Consider the following 16,651-nt stretch of genomic DNA (forward strand, 5'->3'; position numbering starts at 1 on the left):
CAGTTCACCACCGCGGTGGTGTACGACCGTGGCGGCACGGGCTACAGCGATCCCCTCCCGCTGCCGCGCACCGCCGCCGCGGTCGCCACGGAACTCCACGAGCTGCTGCGCGCCCAGGGCATCGCCGGCCCGTACGTCCTGGCGGCGCACTCCCTCGGCGGCGCCTACGCGCATCGGTTCGCCCAGCTGTACCCGCGCGATGTGGCGGGACTGGTCTGGCTGGACGCCTTCCACCGAGACTGGGACGACTTCATGCCCGACGTGGCGGGACTGGCCGCGACCGAGCGGATGGCCCCCGATGCGGAGCAGATCGAGCGGATGCGGCCTGCCCTGCATGAGATGCGCGCCGAGTTGCTCGCGAGTTACCCGGAGGACCTGCGGCAGCCGCTGCTCGACGCGAAGGGGAGTGACGCGTGGATCCGCGTCGGCGTGGCCGAGCGGAGCGGGCTGGCCGACCTCGCCACCGAGTTGCGGGCCGGGCCCGACATCCCCGATGTCCCGGTCGTCGCTCTCACCGTACTGGGTACCGATCCCGCCCAGCAGGCCTCGATGCCGCAGCGCACCCTGCACGAGATACACGAGGGCAGGAGGAGAATGGACGCCGCCCTGGTGAGCGCGGTCTCGCACGGGGAACAGCGCATCATCTCCGACACCCACCACCACCGGCTCTGCTTCGACCGTCCCGATGCCGTGGTGCAGGCGATCCGCGACGTCGTCGACCGGGCGGCCCGCCTCTAGACTCGCCACGGCCACGCCCGACCAGGAGAGGTGAACGGTGCTAACGATCAGTCAACTCGCGAAGGCGGCGGGCGTGACCGTGCGCACCGTTCGCCACTACCACCACTTCGGCCTGCTGCCCGAACCCGAGCGTGATTCCTCCGGCTACCGCCGTTACAGCGCTCAAGCGGCGGTGGACCTCATCAGGATCAGAACCCTGGCCGATGCCGGTGTGCCACTGGCCCGAATCGACGCGCTGATGCACGCACAGCCGGCCGAGTTCGCTTCGGCCATCGCCGACATCGACGCCGCCCTGCAGCGCAAGATCGACCAGCTCAGCGCGTACCGCCGCCGGATCGCCGAACTGGCCAGCGGTGAAGAACTCGTCCTGCCTCCCGCGGTGGTCGCCATTCTGGACCGTATGCGTCACCTCGGGGTCAGCGAACGGCGGGTACGGCTCGAGCGCGACTCCTGGATCCTCATACAGGCACTGGACCCGGACTCGATGCCGGGACGGATACGGGACAAGAACGCCAGATTCGACGACCCGGAGACCACGCGCCTGTATCTGGCCTGCGACCAAGCAGTCGAGTGGGATCCGGGCGACCCACGCCTGGACCGGCTCATCGACGAGCTGGACGCGTGGGAGATCCGACGCGAACGCGACAGCGGCCGGCCGGGGAACCTGCGGCTGGTCTTCTCCCGGATCTTCGACGAGGCATCACCGGCCTGGCAGCGCATCCTCAGCGCGCTCGCCCACCGCGCCGAGCAGCGCCGTACCGCCGGTCACGGCGGCTGAAGAGCCGGCTTCCTGGTCCTGGCTCGGGCTTCTCCCCTGATCGGGGACCGGCTGGGCGTCCGAGCCGGTGGCGGACGGCGGTACCTCGACGACGAAGAACAGGAAGTTGGGTCGGGTCGAGACGTCCTGGAAGCCCGCGGGGAACAGCTCACGGGCCGCCGGATCGGGCTGCGGCTCGCTGATGACGCGAAGGCGGAAACCGGCCGTCGTGAAGGCATCGGTCATCGCGTGCAACGGCTTGCGCCAGAACCTCATCGGGACGGACTGCCCGTTGAACGTCCAGTTGAAGGAATAGCTCGTGGTCGCGAAGTAGTCGGGGCGAGGCTCCCGGATCGTGTAGGCCACGAAGGGGTGGTCCACCGACGCGATCAGCCGCCCGCCGGGCCTGAGCACGCGCCGCAACTCGGCCAGCGGCAGCTCCCAGTCCTCCAGGTAGTGCAGGACCAGCGACGCGACCACGTCGTCGAATGCGCCGTCGTCGAACGGCAGCGGGTCCCTCAGGTCGGCCACGTGCAGGGCTACGTCGTCACCGAGCCGCTGCCTGGCCAGCGCCACCATCCCGGCGCTGGTGTCGATGCCGGTGACGACGGCACCGCGCTCGCGCAGTGCGGCGGACAGGGGGCCCGAACCGCAACCGGCGTCCAGGATGCGACGGCCGGCCACGTCTCCGGCGAGGGCGAGCATCGCGGGCCGCTCGTAGTACGCGTTCACGAGACTGTTCTCGTTCTCCGCCGCGTATGCCTCGGCGAAACGGTCGTAGTCGTTCACCTGGTCCCGAGCAGCAGACCGCGCGAAAGTCTCGGGCACGTTGGTTGCGCGTTCCATCGTCGCAGCCTAGTAGGCGCGTGATCCGCCGCCGGACGGGCCCTTACGAATCTGCTAGTCCGACTTCCGCTTGGGGTGCTTGTCCTGGTGAGGCTTCTCAGTCTTGCGGGACTTCTCGGGGCGTTCACCGGGGCTCTGCGCCGCCGTCCTGGCAGGGCCTTGCGTCTCGGACGTCTCCGTGACCGTGTCCTGACTGTGCGAGGCGCCGGCTGCGGGGGAGTGCGACGGCGGGGCGGTCGTGCCGTGCGTGCCTGCTTCGGTGACTTGCTCCCGGCTCGGGGCGGCGGAGGTGACGCCGGGGCGTTGGCCCGGAGCGGGGGCATCGAGCTGTCGCGTGGGAGCGTCGCGGGTGGACGCGTCGCGGGTGGAGGGTGTCGCGGTGGCGCGTCCTTCCTCGTTCCCGGTACGGCTCGTGCCTCGGTGCTCAGCCTTCGCGGAAGGGCTGCCGGCAGCAGCCCGTGTCGTGTGGTCACCGCCATCCTGGTGCGGGAATCCGTCGGAGACGGCGAGCGTCGCGGCCATGGCAGCGGCCACCGCGGCGGCTCCACCGGCGGCCAGCAGGCGTCGGCGGGCAGGCGGTGTCTTCGGCAGGGTGGCGCCCGCGGTGTGCGGCGGACGCTGGTGCGTGCGGTCGGCCCGCGCCGATGCCTGCCTCGGAACCAGGCTCGTGACGTCAGCGGGGCAGGGGACGGCGACCGGACCGGCCGTGTCGGCCATGGCGGTCAGAGCGCGGGCGCAGTCGACTGCCGCCGGGCGGTCCCGCGCCTCCAGGCTGGTCATGTCCCGCAGCAGGGCCGCAAGCTCCTCCGGCAGGGAATCGGGCAGGTGCGGACGCCGGTGGAGCCGCGCGATCGCCGCCTCCAGGGGAGCACCGTCGTACTCCAGCCTGCTGGTGATGCATTCGAGGAGCACCAGTCCCAGCGCGTACACATCGGCGGACGGGCCCACGGGCTGGCCGAGCACCTGCTCGGGAGACAGGTAGGCGGCCGTGCCGACGAGCGTGCCGGTAGCGGTGTGGGTGGTGGCGTCGAGCAGCCGGGAGATGCCGAAATCGGTCAGGTGGGGGCGGCCGGTGGCGTCCAGGATGATGTTCGAGGGCTTCACGTCACGGTGGACGATCCCCGCCTCATGCGCGTGGGCCAGGGCCCCGGCGAGATCGGCACCGAGGGCGGCGGTCCCGCCCGGAGCCAAGGGGCCCGCGCTGATGCGCGCCTTCAACGTCGGGCCTTCGATCAGCTCCATCACCAGATAGGCGCGGCCGTTGTGCCGTCCGGCGTCGTAGACGGTCACCAGGCCCGGATGCCGCAGCCGGGCCAGGATCACCGCCTCGTTGTGGAAGCGTTCCTCCATGTCGACATCCGTGCCGACGCGGAAGACCTTGATGGCCACCGGGCGTTTGAGACGCAGATCGAAGCCGCGATGGACATCCCCGGCCCCACCCGACCCGATGACCTCGTCCAGGCGATACCGCCCGCCCAGCACTTCCGCGGAACACCGGGACAGGGCCGAAGCCGACTGGCGGAGCCTCATGTCATCTCCCACTGCTTCAAGAGGTGCTGCCCACAGGTACGCCGTCACAAGCCGGCGCTGCACACGCGTACCCCTGACGGGCCGCAATACCCCTGCGACGTGCTCCGCGGGTTGCACGAGAAGGGGGGCGGCGCTGCCTGCGCCTTCTGGACGGCTTCGGCGCAAGCACTCAGCCGACGGCGCTCGGCTTGCCGGGCAGCGCGTCGATGGCCGTCACGGGCGAGCCGTGCTCCTGCGGCCATCCGGGCCGCCACCGGTCGATCCACTCGGTGTAGTCCTCCCGCAAGTACCGTGGATCCACCGGCTTCAACCGAACCTGGGGACGTTCATCGGCCCACCACACCTCGAACTCCGACTCGGTGCCCTCCGCCGGCCACGAAGCGGCGTCCCTCGGCAGCAACAGCACATCCACGAAGCCCGCTACGACGAGGCCGATGTCGACGAAGATCCCGATCGCGCCCGGCGCCGGTACCCGGGTCACCCTTCCGGAGAAGCGCTGACCGAAGAGAAGCCGACGACGCGTTTCCTCCCATTCCCGTGCATTCATCACGGAGGCATCCTCTCAGGGCGCGGCCACGTCGCGTCAGCGCACCTCGCGCAGCTGGAGCAGGTACGTCGCGGTGAGCGCAACGGCACGGTCCGTGTCGTGCGAGAGCTCGACGAGGGCGCCCGATGCCTTCGTGCCGGGGATGCCTGCCAGCGCCTGGGTCAGCCGTCCGCGTGCGGGTGCTTCAGTGCTGTCGGCGGCGAGACGGCCGACGAGCGTGGCCGCGATCCGATCCGCCATCGCGGTGTCGCTCGCCAGCACGCTCAGCGCGTCGGCCGCGTCGGTGTCATTGCTTCCCTCCACGATCATGTCGACGAGCGTCGGGACCGCATCAGCGACTCCCCGCGTCCCGAGCGCCAGGGCCGCGCACCTGCGGACCACCACGTCGGGGTGCTCCAGGCCACCGTGCAGCTGCGCGAGGGCCTCGTCGCCGGGCATCTCGGCGAGGGCCTGAACGGCGCGTTCCCGCTCCGCGGCCTCCGGTGAGCCGAGACCCTGCGCCAGCAGTGCCGTGCCGCCGTCGCCCGATCGTGCCAGTGCCCATCGAAGGGCCCCGGCGACGTTCGGCTCCGTCTCGCTCAGGGCCGCCTCGACCAGGGCTTCCACCGGCACGGGAACCTCGTCGCCCGAGGACAGGGCCGCCCGTTGGCGAGCGCCGGCGTGCGCCGACCCCAATGCGTGCAGGAGCGCGACGACCTGGAGGACGTCCTCCCAGCCGGCGGGGTCTGCGGCATGGATACGGCGGAGCCGCGTCAGCAGCTCGGTCTCCGCCGCGATGCGTTCGCGTGTCTGACGGATCAGGTCGTCGACGAGCGCCGAAGGCGCGAAGCCGGGATCGTGCAGCGCGCGTTCGATCTCCCGCAGCGACAGTCCCAGCGATCGCAAACTCTCGATGTGGAAGATCCGTTGGATGTCCTGCTCGGAGTACTCCCGGTAGCCGGAGCCCGTACGGCCCGAAGGGCGCACCAAACCGAGCGACTCGTAATGCCGGAGCATCCGGGCACTGACCCCGGAGCGTTGCGCCACCTCACCGATCAACACGTCCCATCATCCCTCCTGGTCGGGCCGGCCGAGGGCCACGACGCGCTTCGCCTCCTCGATCGCGTACTCGAACTCTGCGTCCGGGTCGCGCAGCAACCGTTGGGTGGCGAGCGCGTGCGCGCGGATGTGCGGGTCCGGGGACGTCGTCGCCGCGAGCACAGCAGGTACACCCGCTTCCCCCAGCGCGACCAGTGCCCGGCTGAGACTCAGTTGCGTCTCGCGGCCACCACGCCCGAGCTGTGACACCAGCACGGCGGCCAGCGCGGACTCCTCACCTTCCGGCACGAGTACGACCGCGGTCCGCCAGGCGCTGCGCGCCACCTCGTCGTCGGCGTCGGTCAGGACCGTCCGTGTGATCGCCGACCACCCCTGCCGGTCCCCGATCTTGGACAGCGTGTGCAGCGCCTGGCTGCGTGCCTGCGGCTGACCCGAGCGGACTTCGCCGAGCAGCCGGGGAAGCGTCATGGACACCGGGTGACGGGTGAGCGCCCAGGTCAGCATGTCGCGGACGAAGAACTCGGGCTCGATCGCGCATCGCTCGACGAGCTTGTCGACGAAGCGGGGGTCAGGCGTCGTACCGACCGCCAGAGCAGCTCGCAGTCGCACGGACGAACGGTCGTCCTCCAGCCCTTGGAGCGCTCGTAGCGCGTCCGTGTCCGGTTCCGTGGTCGTCATCGAAACCACCTCCTCGGCAAGCAGTGAAGACCTTGTCACCGTGTCAAGGTCAAACAAGGCAGCCGGTGCCCGCCAGACCTGGCGAAGCCGCATCGGCGGCGCCACGCTCAGCCCGCCTCCGGGCGCCGCGCGAGAAAGACGAACTCCCGGCCGGGCCGGTCAGGGGCTTCGCGCACCTCATCGACCACGTATCCCTGCGCGAGGAGGTCCGACTCCACCTCGTCGCGCTCACGGAAGCGCAACGTGGACTCCGACGTCGCCACTTGCCCGTCCGCAGCGAAGACGTAGGTCCACCGGAACGTCACCAGCGGCCGATTCACGTCGGTCACCTCGACCCAGCTCTCGACCGGGCCGACACCGGGAATCTCCGTCACGCGGTACGAATCCTCCCGGTTCCACTCCTGCCAGGCACGTCTGGCCGGATTCCGGGTCTCGAACACAAGGTGCCCGCCTGGCCGCAGTGATCGGTGCGCCCTCCGCAGGGTCACGTCCCAGGTCTCCGGATCCACGATGGCCTGTGCGACGTTCGCCGTCATGGTCACCAGATCGACCCGCAGCGGTGGGAGTGCCGCCGCGTCACCGCGGATCCACCGAACGCGTTCACTGCCCGGCTTGCCCTCGGCCACTGCGATCGACGCCTCGGCGGGGTCGGCCCCGACAACGTCGATGCCGCGACCAGCCAGGAGGAGGGCGAACACTCCTGTGCCGCAACCGATGTCCAGCACTCGGCGTGCGCCGAACTCCTGCGCCATGCGGACGTACGCGTCGAGATCGCTGCGATCAGGGTCGAGCCAGTCGTGGATCGCGGCGAGCCGTGGATGCCCGAAGCACTCGTCAGCCATGCCGTGAAGGTATGCGACACCAGCTTCGCTTCTCCACTCGTTCCGCTGCTGCCCGCAGGCGAGGTGCGGGACGCGGATGGTGGTCCGCGACAGCGCGACCCGTTGCCCCGCACAACCCTCGGGACGCTCCAGCGGTGGACCGGACACTCGAGGAACCGCTGAGGGCGGAAGGCGTACGGGGTCTTCCCAGAGCTTCTCGTCGTGGTTCTGCCCGTACACGTCCAGCAGCACCATTCCGCCGGCCGGGACGCTCTCGCCGCGCCTTGCGGTCCATCATTCCTCGCCTCGACAATCGGTCAGCGAGCCCACGGAACGACCGACTCATCGGTAGTGGTTCCCGGCCTGAACGACCGGCAGGCAGCCACGTGATGACCGGAACTGACCGGATGCGCCAGCGCCAGGAGAGGCGGAAGCGGATGAGCGAAGCGAGGTGGGCCCGGGACGAAGCGGAGAAGCGCCGGCGGGAGGAAGAGAACAGGCGTCGGCTGGACTGGGAGTTCCAGCAGGAGCAGGATCGCCAGCGCAGGGAACGAGAAGCGGCGGCAGCGGCTCAGGCGGCAGCCGATGCCCAAGCGGAGGCGGCGGCCCGGGCGTCCGCGGATGCTCAGGCGCAGGCTGCGGCGCAGGCGGCCGCGGATGTGCAGGCTCAGCAGCAGTACACGCTCGCGACCTTGCGCAGGATCTCGCTTCATGACCTCGGTCGGGTGAAAGAGCGAGGGGCGAAATGTGGTGGTGCCTCCGGGGCGCCAGCCTGGACTGATGGCGCTTCGACAGTGAGGCGGGCCGTGTGAATTCGGCTGCTGGGCACGACGAGGGTCGGCAGCCGCTCGTCCAGCGCCCGATATCAGTCTCCTCCGCGTTCGAAGGCAGTGCGGGGATCGCTGCTGCCCGTGGCATGGCCAAGAAGCCGCTGACGGGCATGGGCGCTAACTGCGCCGATCGCCGCTTTCACCGCCCGTTCAACCAGCGAGACACCGTCCTCCATCGATGCGTTGTCACTGCTGAGGACCGAGACCAGGTGCCGGTGCCCGTGCAGCTCGACCTGGCCGATGCTGTTGATCACCCACAGCCCGGTGGTGGTCCGCTGCAGCCAGCCGTTCTTAAGAGCCCATCGGGAGGATGCCGCTGAGACCCCCCAGTCCTGATCCTCCGCGATGTGACCCATCAGCTCCTGGATGTAGGCACGGGAAGCCGGGTTCAGTCCTTGGCGCGAGCTGGCGGAGTCCGCCCCTCCACGGGTGAATACCGAGCGCAACAGGCGGACCTGATCCATCGCCGTGGTGCGGGTGAGGCCCCAGCGGGCACCGGAGCCGCCCTGTGTCGAGGAAAGCCCCAGCCGGTCGTTCGCCGCCTTGAGACCTTCGCGTCTGCCAATCCTTCGCCAAAGGAGGTTCGTCGCGTCGTTGTCGCTGGTGCTGATCATCGCCTCAGCGGCTTGCTGTTCCTCGGTCGTCAGCCCGCGGCCCTCGTCCTGCGCCTGGAGCAGCAGCGCTGCAACAATGTTCACTTTGATGACGCTCGCCGTGTTGAACTCTGCGTCGCCCCGGTAGGACGCGGAGGCGATCTCTCGGTCGGCGTCGTCCAGGCTCAGCACGGCCACCGCCAGGCGCGTGTCGTAGTCCCGAAGCACTGGCTCGAGCACTCGCGCGAGAGTCCCGCCGAGGTTTTTCGGCGGTGGTCCTGCCAATACGGCGGTCGACCTGTTTCCCCCTCCGGAAGGCGTCTGCATCTCGTTAGGCGTGTCCGTGGGGGAGCAGGCAGCGAGCGACGCCAGGACCGCAGTGGCAGCACAGGCCATCAGCGCGTGCGGGCGCAGGCCGGCGCGATGCTGTGCTCCGGGTGAACCGTACATCCCGTTGAACTGTTGATCCGCCATGGCGTGCAGGCCTCGGTATTCCTGTTGAAGGAGACGACGACAGGCCAGAGAATTGGAACAGAGAAGCCCTGATGGCGGCGGTTGACACCACGACAGGTACGTTAATCTCACCATCATGGAACACGCTGCGGCTTGGCTCATAACCGGCGAAGCTTGTGTGACACCTACTGAACGCATCTCATCCTGTAATTCCTAGCCTGCTCATTCTCCTGAGCCACCGGTATGAGGGTCTGTCGTCGAATGGGACCTCATTTACCGCCAGGTCCTGGAGGAGCTGGCCGGCCTGTCGCCGGTGGTGCAGGCCCTGCCGCCCACGGCCGCGCTGGCGCGACTACCTGGCCTTTCTCGGACTCGCTGAGCCCTTTGCTGCTATAAGCGCTACCTCAAACTGACCATGTAGGACGATCTGGAGAGCCAGGTGCCCGTCGTGCTGCCGCAGGTCTATACGGGCGCGGGGTGAGCCGCCCTCGGGGCTCATGTCCACGATCCGTTCCTCGGGATACCCGGCCCGCTTCGAAGCCGCGCGTACGTCGCCACTGGTGGCGTTCACGCCCTTGGGGGGCTTGGTCAGGTGTGTGGCGAACTTGTCCGCGTGGCACGCCTCGGCCTTGGTGAGTGCGACCGGCTCAAGCCGGTCCTCATCCAGCGGCGGATCGGCCGGGTCCGGGTCGCCGCTGGGCAGCGGTACGCGGCTCGGGTTGCCGGGCTCCTGTGAGCCTCTCCTCGAGGGCCCCTGATATGCGAGGCGTCGACCGTGGCATCGTCCATGCCAGCAGGTCGGCCTTCCGCAGCTCGGTGAGGAGAACTGCGTGCAGGCGGGGTCAGGCCCCGGCTGCGGCTCCGTCCCGGGACGGGGACGCTCGCTTATGTGTTTCCATGAAGGGGAGGCATTACGACGAGTGGGGGACGAGCAGCGTGGCGACAATGCCGGGAGCGGCCGTTCCCCCTGAGCGGGAGCCGGCGGCGGGACGTCACTCGAGTGTGATCTTCGCCGACGACGGGGAGTGGGCCGCTCACCTTTGTGTCTTCGTCCGCGGTGGACTCGAGCAGGGCGAGCGGATTCATTACTTCGCGGACGCCACGGACCCTGAGCGGGTGGTGCGCGCCCTTACCGACGCGGGAATCGACGCGGTGGCCGCCGTGAGACGTGGGCAGCTGTCCGTCTCGACGGCCGCGCAAACGTATCTCGCCGGTACCGGCTTCGATCCAGACGCGATGATCAGGCTGTGGCACGACGCGGTGGAGGCGGCTTCAGTCCTGGGATACCGCGGCCTGCGGGCAATCGGTGAGATGTCCTGGGGCGCGCGCGACATTCCCGGCGCCGACCGGCTGCTGGAGTACGAACTGCGCATTCACCACGAGGTGTTCGACCTGCTGCCGTTGAAGGCGTGGTGCTTCTATGACCGTCGTTTGCTGTCCGATGACCAGGTGAACCTCCTGGCGGGTGCTCACCTGACGCGCCGGGGTGATCCCGTCGGCGGGCCGGTGCTGCGGGTGGCGCCGCTGCTCGACCACCCGGGACTGCTGATGGCCGGATCCACCGGGTACGACACCCGGCATGTCGTCGCCGCCGCGGCTGCCGCGCTGAGAGGCATGCCGACGAAACGGGTGGAACTGGACCTCGCGGGACTGCGTCACGTGGATGCCGCTTCGCTGGCCACCCTGGCCGACGCGGCTGTCAGCCGGCCGGCCGGTACGCCGCTGCGGGTCCGCCAGGCACCGCCGTCCCTGCGGCGCCTGCTGGACCTGTTCCCCGAGCGCGGCTCTGCGGTGGAGGTCCTCGACCGATGACGATGAACTCACGCGCTGCGGACCGCCCTGGCCAGCAGGCCCCCTTCTTCCATCCTGCCCTGTTCTACAACTCCGACAAGGAGTACGTCGGCGGCGTCGGGGACTTCGTCCGAGGCGCCCTGGACGAAGAACGCCCCGTGCTGGTGGCAGTTCCCGGCCCGCGTCTGAAGTTGCTGAAGGACGTCCTCGACGGCGACCACGGGCATGTCACGTGGGTGGACATGTCCCAGACAGGACGCAATCCGGGACGCATCCTGTCGATGCTCCAGGAGTTCGCCGACCACCCGGGGCACGGACACAAGCCGGTGTCGATCGTGGGCGAGCCGATCTGGGTCGGGCGCACCCCTGCGGAGAGCTGGGAGGCAACGCGCCACGAGGCGCTGATCAACCTGGCCTTCGAGGGGCGCAGCGTCAGCATTCTGTGTCCCTACGACACCGCGCTGGCCGAGGAGGTACTGGCGCAGGCGCACCGTACGCATCCAGTCGTCGGCGACTCGGTGGCCTACCGAGCCAGTACCGGTTACACCGATCCCCACGAAGTCTGCCGCGACTGCGACACCCCGCTGCCCGAGCCGCAGGACGCGGTCGTCATCGCATTCGGCGAGGAAGACCTGGCGCGCACCCGTGATGAGGCCGACCGCTGGGCGGCGACCGCCGGCCTGCCACCGGAACGCCGCACGGACTGGCTCCTCGCCATCGGCGAGGCGACCAGCAATTCGGTGCGCCACGGAGGAGGACGCGGCCGCCTGCGCATGTGGCGAGCCGACGGCGAAGTCGTCGCGGAGATCAGCGACCGAGGCCGGCTGTCCGATCCCCTGACGGGCCGCCGCCGTCCCGACCCGTACGCGCCGACCGGCGGACGGGGCGTCTGGATCATGCACCAGCTCTGCGATCTGGTCGAGATCCGAGCGGCGGCGCAGGGACTCGTCCTGCGCCTGCACATGGGTTGATTCGAACCTGGACGCAGTGTCATGGACGCGAGCGTGGAACCGGCTGGCCGTAATGGCGCGAGAACGGTGTGTAGGACGTCGGAGCCGGGCGCCGTCCGCCAGGACCCGCACGGCGCCTGGTAACGAGTGGGTATCCGCGCTCGCCCTGCTCGCTCGGCGATCGATCGGGGACGGATGCCCCCGCACGGCATGAGCCGTCGGCCGCGGTGGTGGGCAGCGGCCGGTCGCCAGCAGTGCCAGGCGAGTGTCGTCGGCGACGGTGCGGAGAGGGCCGACGCGTCGGCGGGCGGCGAAGCGATCGCCGCCACGGCCGAGCCATCGAGTCTGACCCGCAGGGGCTGAAGATCGCTGGATTGGCGGGTTCATGTCGAGATGCAGCCTGGACGAGTGGTTGGTGCGCGGGAGACGGAGGCGTTTCGGCGTTTGCCTGCTGTCGTAGGGTCGGTGGTCGAGGACTGGGCGCTGGGACCGGTTCCGTCGTGGAAGACAGGAGCTGAGCGATGTCAGGTGCCCCCGAGGCTTCGCCGGGTGAGTCGCGGCTGAGGCGGGTATCGCCGGCCGGGGTGGAGGCGGCGCGGATGAAGGCGGTGCGCCGCTACGACATCCTCGACACCCCGCCCGACGGGGCGTTCGACCGGGTTGCGGCGATGGCCGCCCGCCTGTTCGATGTCCCCGTGGCCAGCGTGACGATCGTTGATGCCGACCGGATCTGGTTCAAGGCCATCCACGGCCTGGAAGGGGTCGCGCAGATCGGCCGGGACCCGGGACTGTGCGGGTCGGCGATCCTACGCGATGACGCGCTGGTGATCCCTGACACCCTCACCGATCCGACCGCTTGCACCAATCCGCTGGTTACCGGTCCTCTGGGGGTGCGGTTCTACGCGGCGGCGCCGATCATCACCGCTGACGGCCACCGGCTGGGCACGGTCAACATCCTGGACACCAGACCGCGTCTGATCACCGAGGCCGACACCGCGACACTGGCCGACCTGGCCGCGGTGGTTCTGGACGCCATGGAGCTGCGACTTTCGGGTCTGCGGCTGCTGCGCGAGGAGCAGGAACGCCGTAAGGCGGAGGAGGAGGCGCGGGCGCGGGCCGAGCGGGACACGGAGGCGATCACCGCGTTCGCCACCACCCTCCAGCGCACCCTGTTGCCTCCTGCGCTGCCGACGGTTCCGGGACTGGAGCTGGCCTGCCACTACCGGACCGACTCGCCCCGGGACGTCGGCGGTGACTTCTACGATGTCTTCTCTCTGGGCGGACAGCGTTGGGCGTTCTTCCTCGGGGATGTGTGCGGCAAGGGCGCCGAAGCCGCCGCCGTCACCTCGCTGACCCGCTACACCCTGCGCGCGGCCGCCCAGCACCACGACGATCCCACCGAAGTGCTCGACGCCCTCAACAGCGCCCTGCTGCTCGATCCCTCGATGGGCAGCCGGTACTGCACCTGCGTCTTCGGCACCCTGCAGCCCGCTCCGGACGGCGGTTTCACCGTGACCGTGGCCACGGGAGGCCATCCCCCCGCCTTCCACATACAGCACGGAGATGACGGCGCGATGGCGGTGAACGGGATACGCCCCAGGGGCGGAATGCTCGTGGGCGCACTGGAAGGCGCCCAGTTCACCTCCCACACCTTCCACCTCGCCCCGGGCCACGGCCTGCTGCTCTACACCGACGGGCTCACCGAGGCCCGCCTGCCGGACGGGACCATGCTGGGTGAGGAAGGCGTGGCCGCCTTCCTCACCACCCGCACCACCCCGGACGCCGGCCGCCTGATCGAGGACACCATCGCCCTCATCACCGGCCTGCCCTCCGGGACCGGTGACGACGTCGCCCTGCTCGCGGTGTCCGTACCCCTGGCACCGGCCACTGAGCAGACGGCCGCCGCATCCCCGGCCCACACCCTGGCCACGCCCGTCGCCGGCGCCGCCCGCGCCGACCAGGAGCGCTGACCCGTGACCGACCTCACCCTCACCACCACCCACACCGACGGACACCTGGCGGCCCTCTGCATCGGCGGAGAGATCGACACACAGAGCGCTCCCGCCTTGCGCAAAGAAGCACTGGACGTCATCGCCCAAGGACACCCGCACCTGATCCTGGACCTGACCGGGATCACCTTCTGCGACTCCTCCGGCCTCAACGCCCTGATCGGCATCATGCGCTGCGCAATGGCCGCAAACGGCTCCCTGACCCTGGCCGCAGTCCCCGACCGCCTGTCCCGAATGCTCGATCTCACCGGCCTGAGCACCGTCATGCCGTCCTACCCCGGCACCGAGGCCGCCATGAACGCCCGCCGGCCCACTACCACGCCCGAGCCCACCTGACCCGGCCGATCCAGCGGCCACACCGCCCAGGGGGGGTGTCTGATAGTTGATCTTGTGGTGAGTCGTGGTGAGCTGACATATGCGGCATGGCACCGGATAGTGACTCTACTGGTGGGTGTGAGGGTCGCGGTCGGCCGTGGCGGGACCTGCCAGAACGCTTGGGCCGCGGCAGACGGCTTACGAGCGGTTCGCCCGTGGGATGCGGACGGGGCCTGGGCCCAACAACTGGAGCGGGTCCAGGTCCACGCCGCGCGGTCGCGACGTCCTTGTCTGCGCCCGCCACCGGCCCAGCCCCCAACTGAGGACGTCGTGACGGTTTCCGCTGGTCAGCGACACCGCAAGCGGCGTTCCGTGCCAGTCGGTGATCAGGTGGTGCTTGCTGCCGAGGCGGCCACGGTCGACCGGCGAAGGTCCGGTGTGAGCCCCCCTTTGAGGGCCCGGACGTGCGCGGCGTCGACCGCGGCGTCCTCCATGTCCAGCAGGCCGGCTCTGCGAAGTTCGGCATCCCACAGGCGCCGCCAGCACGTCACCCCACTGCAGCCGATCGTCTCGGCCGGCACGTCCGCCCAGGTCACACCCGTGTGCAAGACGTAGACGATCCCGCGCGGAGCCGCACGGTCATCCGTCGGCAGCCGGTCCGGATACCGCCGACGCAGCGGCGGGCGAGGAGGGAGTAGCGGAGCGACACGTTCCCACAGATCGTCAGGCGCAAGATCATCCGAAACCGCCCAGAACTGTGCCACCCGCCAGCTCAACTGCCAAGGCCCCGAACCGTGATCAGCAAGCAGCCGTCACCCTCGATCCCTGTTGATGCGGGCGTGACATTTGGCGGCAAGTCCTAGCCGACCAGGATCGTTCTCGCCGATAACCGCTGTACTGCTGTCCCCCGAGGCCGGACACCTCCCGGATGTCGGTTCCATGGCCGAGGTTTTGGGGAGCGGCGGTCGCAGGGCTCGAAGCACGGACGACACACGCGGCTGCGGTCCCCGGTCGGTCGGCGCGCGCGAGGGGGGTGGTTCAGGCCAATCGACAGAGGAGCTATTGACGATTGATTGACCGTCTCTTTACTTTCGATGCCGATGGTTGATCGCCACAAAACCATTTCCTCATGAGAAATGACGTATTCCTGCCACTCCGGGAGGTTTCACCATGGAACAGCTCATCAAGCGCATGACTGAGGAGTCCGTGTGGCGCAAGTGGGTCGCTGTCAACTCCGCCGAGGCCGCGAAGGACGGGTGCATCAGCGCCACGCCCAAGAGCGGCTGCATCAGCGCCGCCCCCAAGAGCGGCTGCATCTCCTGACCCGCTGATGCTCCGCGCTGCCGGCGCGGCTGTCGCCGTGCCGGCAGGTCCCGCTCGCTCCCTCCCCGCAGTCGACCCGTCCCGGAGAGCTCCCTTGAACCGCCTGCCGAGCGCCGATGTCCTGGAAAAGGTGCGCGACATCCCGATCTACCGTTCTTCCGTCGAGCTCGGCCACTTCCCGATCCTGGAGAAGCCGGAGATCGCCCGGGGCTTCCCCGACAACTGGATGACCCCGGAGCTGGCCCGCGCACTGGAGGCCGGAGAAGCCGAGTTCGTACTGTCCACCGGTACCAACCACGCTCGCATGCAGCTCATCCGGCCGCCCTACTTCCTGCTCCGCTCCTACTACCGCCTGTGGAGCGAGCACCCCGATCTCGGCGCCTCGTGGCACGCGGGCGCCCGGCGGGTCTCACTGACCACCGTCCTCGCCACCGAACACGTGGCGCGGGTGAACGCCCGCAAGCCCGGGGCGACTCCTGGTGAACGCTGGCTCGACGACCGTACGCTCTATCTCAACCGCCTGCTGGACCCCGCCGATTGGGACCGTGACGAGGTCGAGCGCATGCTCGCCGAGATCCGCGAGGCCGCTACCGCCCACTCCGGCGTCGGCTATCTGCTGGACTGCTCCGGCTACCACCTGGCGCACCTGATCCGGAAGGTCTCGGCATGGGGCCTCTGGGACGCGTTTCCCCGCCCGGTCGGCATCGTCCACGCCTATGAGTACACGCCGCTGAACGTTCGTGCCTATCTGCGCGCCCACTTCGACTGCCCGGTGGTCGACCTCTTCGGCAGCACCGAACTCGGCTACCTGTTCTACAGCGATACCGAAGGCGGTTACCAGCCCTACCTGGAGGACATGAGCGTCGAGCTGATCCCGGTGGAACCGGACAGTGGCATCCACAGCCTCATCGTCACCAGCGTCCGCAACCCGTACATGCCGTTGGTCCGCTACCGGTCCGGCGACTGTGTGCGCACCCGCGACGGCAGCGCCGACCCGGAGCGGATCGTCTCCTTCTGCGGGCGGGAGAAGGAACTGCTGCCCACTCCCGGAGGCCCCGTCTCCCAGGCCGACCTCGACGCCCGTATCGCCGGCATCTGCACTCGCGTCTTCCAGTACCAGTTGCACCTGACCGGCGAAGTCGGATCCCACCTGTCGTACGCGACCTTCGACGACGCGCCGCTGTCACCCGGCGAGACGGCCGAGCTGTCGGCGTCCGTCACCGCCTTGACCGGGCGCGCCTGCCAGGTGGAACACCGCACCGGAATTCCCATCGGCCGATCCGGCAAGTACGCCTGGCTGACCAGGTCCGACCCGTCCTGACCTCATCCGTACCGGCCCTGCCTGTGCGCGGGGCGTCCGACACGCCCGGCGACGGCTTCCCGACAGGAGTCCCATGCCCACATCCGCAGCACCCGCCTCCCCCTCGGGCAC

Annotated in this window: 15 protein-coding genes and 3 pseudogenes; 10 read left to right on the top strand and 8 right to left on the bottom strand. The window is 69.4% G+C overall.

Annotated features, from left to right (window positions below; translation table 11 throughout):
- Both CCN42_RS16420 and CCN42_RS16425 read left to right on the top strand, forming a co-directional pair.
- On the top strand, window positions 1–738 hold a 738-nt coding region (locus CCN42_RS16420), incomplete at its 5' end, for an alpha/beta fold hydrolase (protein WP_107427599.1).
- A gap of 37 nt (window positions 739–775) precedes the next feature.
- A complete protein-coding gene (locus CCN42_RS16425; RefSeq protein ID WP_086736510.1) occupies window positions 776–1,516 on the top strand; it encodes a MerR family transcriptional regulator in 741 nt (246 codons plus the stop codon).
- A gap of 63 nt (window positions 1,517–1,579) precedes the next feature.
- Here CCN42_RS16425 and CCN42_RS16430 read toward each other — a convergent pair.
- The 6 genes and pseudogenes from CCN42_RS16430 to CCN42_RS16455 form a co-directional block, all read right to left on the bottom strand.
- Window positions 1,580–2,341, bottom strand: a pseudogene (locus CCN42_RS16430) (class I SAM-dependent methyltransferase); the annotation flags it as partial.
- Window positions 2,342–2,395: 54 nt separating this feature from the next.
- On the bottom strand, window positions 2,396–3,871 hold the full coding sequence (locus CCN42_RS16435) for a serine/threonine-protein kinase (RefSeq protein ID WP_086736514.1): 1,476 nt from the start codon (window positions 3,869–3,871) through the stop codon (window positions 2,396–2,398).
- A 169-nt stretch (window positions 3,872–4,040) separates the two neighbouring features.
- On the bottom strand, window positions 4,041–4,352 hold the full coding sequence (locus CCN42_RS16440; RefSeq protein ID WP_245877311.1) for a hypothetical protein: 312 nt from the start codon (window positions 4,350–4,352) through the stop codon (window positions 4,041–4,043).
- A 102-nt stretch (window positions 4,353–4,454) separates the two neighbouring features.
- The gene (locus CCN42_RS16445) at window positions 4,455–5,459 is read right to left on the bottom strand and encodes a MerR family transcriptional regulator (protein WP_086736519.1); all 1,005 of its coding nucleotides are present in this window, start codon (window positions 5,457–5,459) and stop codon (window positions 4,455–4,457) included.
- Window positions 5,460–5,465: 6 nt separating this feature from the next.
- Window positions 5,466–6,134: a HEAT repeat domain-containing protein gene (locus tag CCN42_RS16450; RefSeq protein WP_086736520.1), complete on the bottom strand. Its 669-nt coding sequence runs from the start codon at window positions 6,132–6,134 to the stop codon at window positions 5,466–5,468.
- Between the two features lie 107 nt (window positions 6,135–6,241).
- Window positions 6,242–6,976, bottom strand: a complete 735-nt coding sequence (locus tag CCN42_RS16455) for a class I SAM-dependent methyltransferase (RefSeq protein WP_086736522.1) — start codon at window positions 6,974–6,976, stop codon at window positions 6,242–6,244.
- Between the two features lie 416 nt (window positions 6,977–7,392).
- Here CCN42_RS16455 and CCN42_RS16460 point away from each other — a divergent pair, with 416 nt between their 5' ends.
- A complete protein-coding gene (locus CCN42_RS16460) occupies window positions 7,393–7,767 on the top strand; it encodes a hypothetical protein (RefSeq protein ID WP_143661925.1) in 375 nt (124 codons plus the stop codon).
- Between the two features lie 53 nt (window positions 7,768–7,820).
- Here CCN42_RS16460 and CCN42_RS16465 read toward each other — a convergent pair whose 3' ends face one another.
- The gene (locus CCN42_RS16465) at window positions 7,821–8,618 is read right to left on the bottom strand and encodes a serine hydrolase (protein WP_245877312.1); all 798 of its coding nucleotides are present in this window, start codon (window positions 8,616–8,618) and stop codon (window positions 7,821–7,823) included.
- A gap of 1,215 nt (window positions 8,619–9,833) precedes the next feature.
- Between CCN42_RS16465 and CCN42_RS16470 the strand changes: the two genes are divergently transcribed.
- The 5 genes and pseudogenes from CCN42_RS16470 to CCN42_RS46140 all read left to right on the top strand — a co-directional run.
- The gene (locus CCN42_RS16470) at window positions 9,834–10,643 is read left to right on the top strand and encodes an MEDS domain-containing protein (protein ID WP_245877313.1); all 810 of its coding nucleotides are present in this window, start codon (window positions 9,834–9,836) and stop codon (window positions 10,641–10,643) included.
- Window positions 10,644–10,645: 2 nt separating this feature from the next.
- A complete protein-coding gene (locus CCN42_RS16475) occupies window positions 10,646–11,593 on the top strand; it encodes a sensor histidine kinase (RefSeq protein WP_245877314.1) in 948 nt (315 codons plus the stop codon).
- Between the two features lie 500 nt (window positions 11,594–12,093).
- Entirely contained in the window at window positions 12,094–13,542 is a 1,449-nt protein-coding gene (locus CCN42_RS16480; protein WP_245877315.1) for a PP2C family protein-serine/threonine phosphatase, read from the top strand.
- 3 nt (window positions 13,543–13,545) lie between these two features.
- Window positions 13,546–13,917 carry an STAS domain-containing protein gene (locus CCN42_RS16485; protein WP_086736530.1) on the top strand — a complete coding sequence of 124 codons (372 nt, stop codon included), beginning with the start codon at window positions 13,546–13,548 and terminating at the stop codon, window positions 13,915–13,917.
- Window positions 13,918–13,971: 54 nt separating this feature from the next.
- A pseudogene (locus CCN42_RS46140) lies at window positions 13,972–14,160 on the top strand (transposase); the annotation flags it as partial.
- 60 nt (window positions 14,161–14,220) lie between these two features.
- Here the strand turns inward: CCN42_RS46140 and CCN42_RS16490 are convergent.
- Window positions 14,221–14,660 (bottom strand): annotated as a pseudogene (locus CCN42_RS16490) (transposase); the annotation flags it as partial.
- Window positions 14,661–15,066: 406 nt separating this feature from the next.
- Here CCN42_RS16490 and CCN42_RS43280 point away from each other — a divergent pair.
- Both CCN42_RS43280 and CCN42_RS16495 read left to right on the top strand, forming a co-directional pair.
- A complete protein-coding gene (locus tag CCN42_RS43280) occupies window positions 15,067–15,219 on the top strand; it encodes a hypothetical protein (RefSeq protein WP_169731468.1) in 153 nt (50 codons plus the stop codon).
- A 94-nt stretch (window positions 15,220–15,313) separates the two neighbouring features.
- Entirely contained in the window at window positions 15,314–16,540 is a 1,227-nt protein-coding gene (locus CCN42_RS16495) for a phenylacetate--CoA ligase family protein (protein WP_086736535.1), read from the top strand.
- Window positions 16,541–16,651 lie beyond the last annotated feature (111 nt).

Origin of the sequence: Streptomyces glaucescens (assembly GCF_002154375.1) — a bacterium.
Classification (GTDB): Bacteria; Actinomycetota; Actinomycetes; order Streptomycetales; family Streptomycetaceae; genus Streptomyces; species Streptomyces glaucescens.

Excerpts from the sequence above, each read along its gene's own strand:
- CCN42_RS16435 (WP_086736514.1), bottom strand. The coding sequence starts at position 3,871 with ATGAGGCTCCGCCAGTCGGCTTCGGCCCTGTCCCGGTGTTCCGCGGAA.
- CCN42_RS16450 (WP_086736520.1), bottom strand. The coding sequence starts at position 6,134 with ATGACGACCACGGAACCGGACACGGACGCGCTACGAGCGCTCCAAGGG.
- CCN42_RS16455 (WP_086736522.1), bottom strand. The coding sequence starts at position 6,976 with ATGGCTGACGAGTGCTTCGGGCATCCACGGCTCGCCGCGATCCACGAC.
- CCN42_RS16460 (WP_143661925.1), top strand. The coding sequence starts at position 7,393 with ATGAGCGAAGCGAGGTGGGCCCGGGACGAAGCGGAGAAGCGCCGGCGG.
- CCN42_RS16475 (WP_245877314.1), top strand. The coding sequence starts at position 10,646 with ATGAACTCACGCGCTGCGGACCGCCCTGGCCAGCAGGCCCCCTTCTTC.
- CCN42_RS16480 (WP_245877315.1), top strand. The coding sequence starts at position 12,094 with ATGTCAGGTGCCCCCGAGGCTTCGCCGGGTGAGTCGCGGCTGAGGCGG.
- CCN42_RS43280 (WP_169731468.1), top strand. The coding sequence starts at position 15,067 with ATGGAACAGCTCATCAAGCGCATGACTGAGGAGTCCGTGTGGCGCAAG.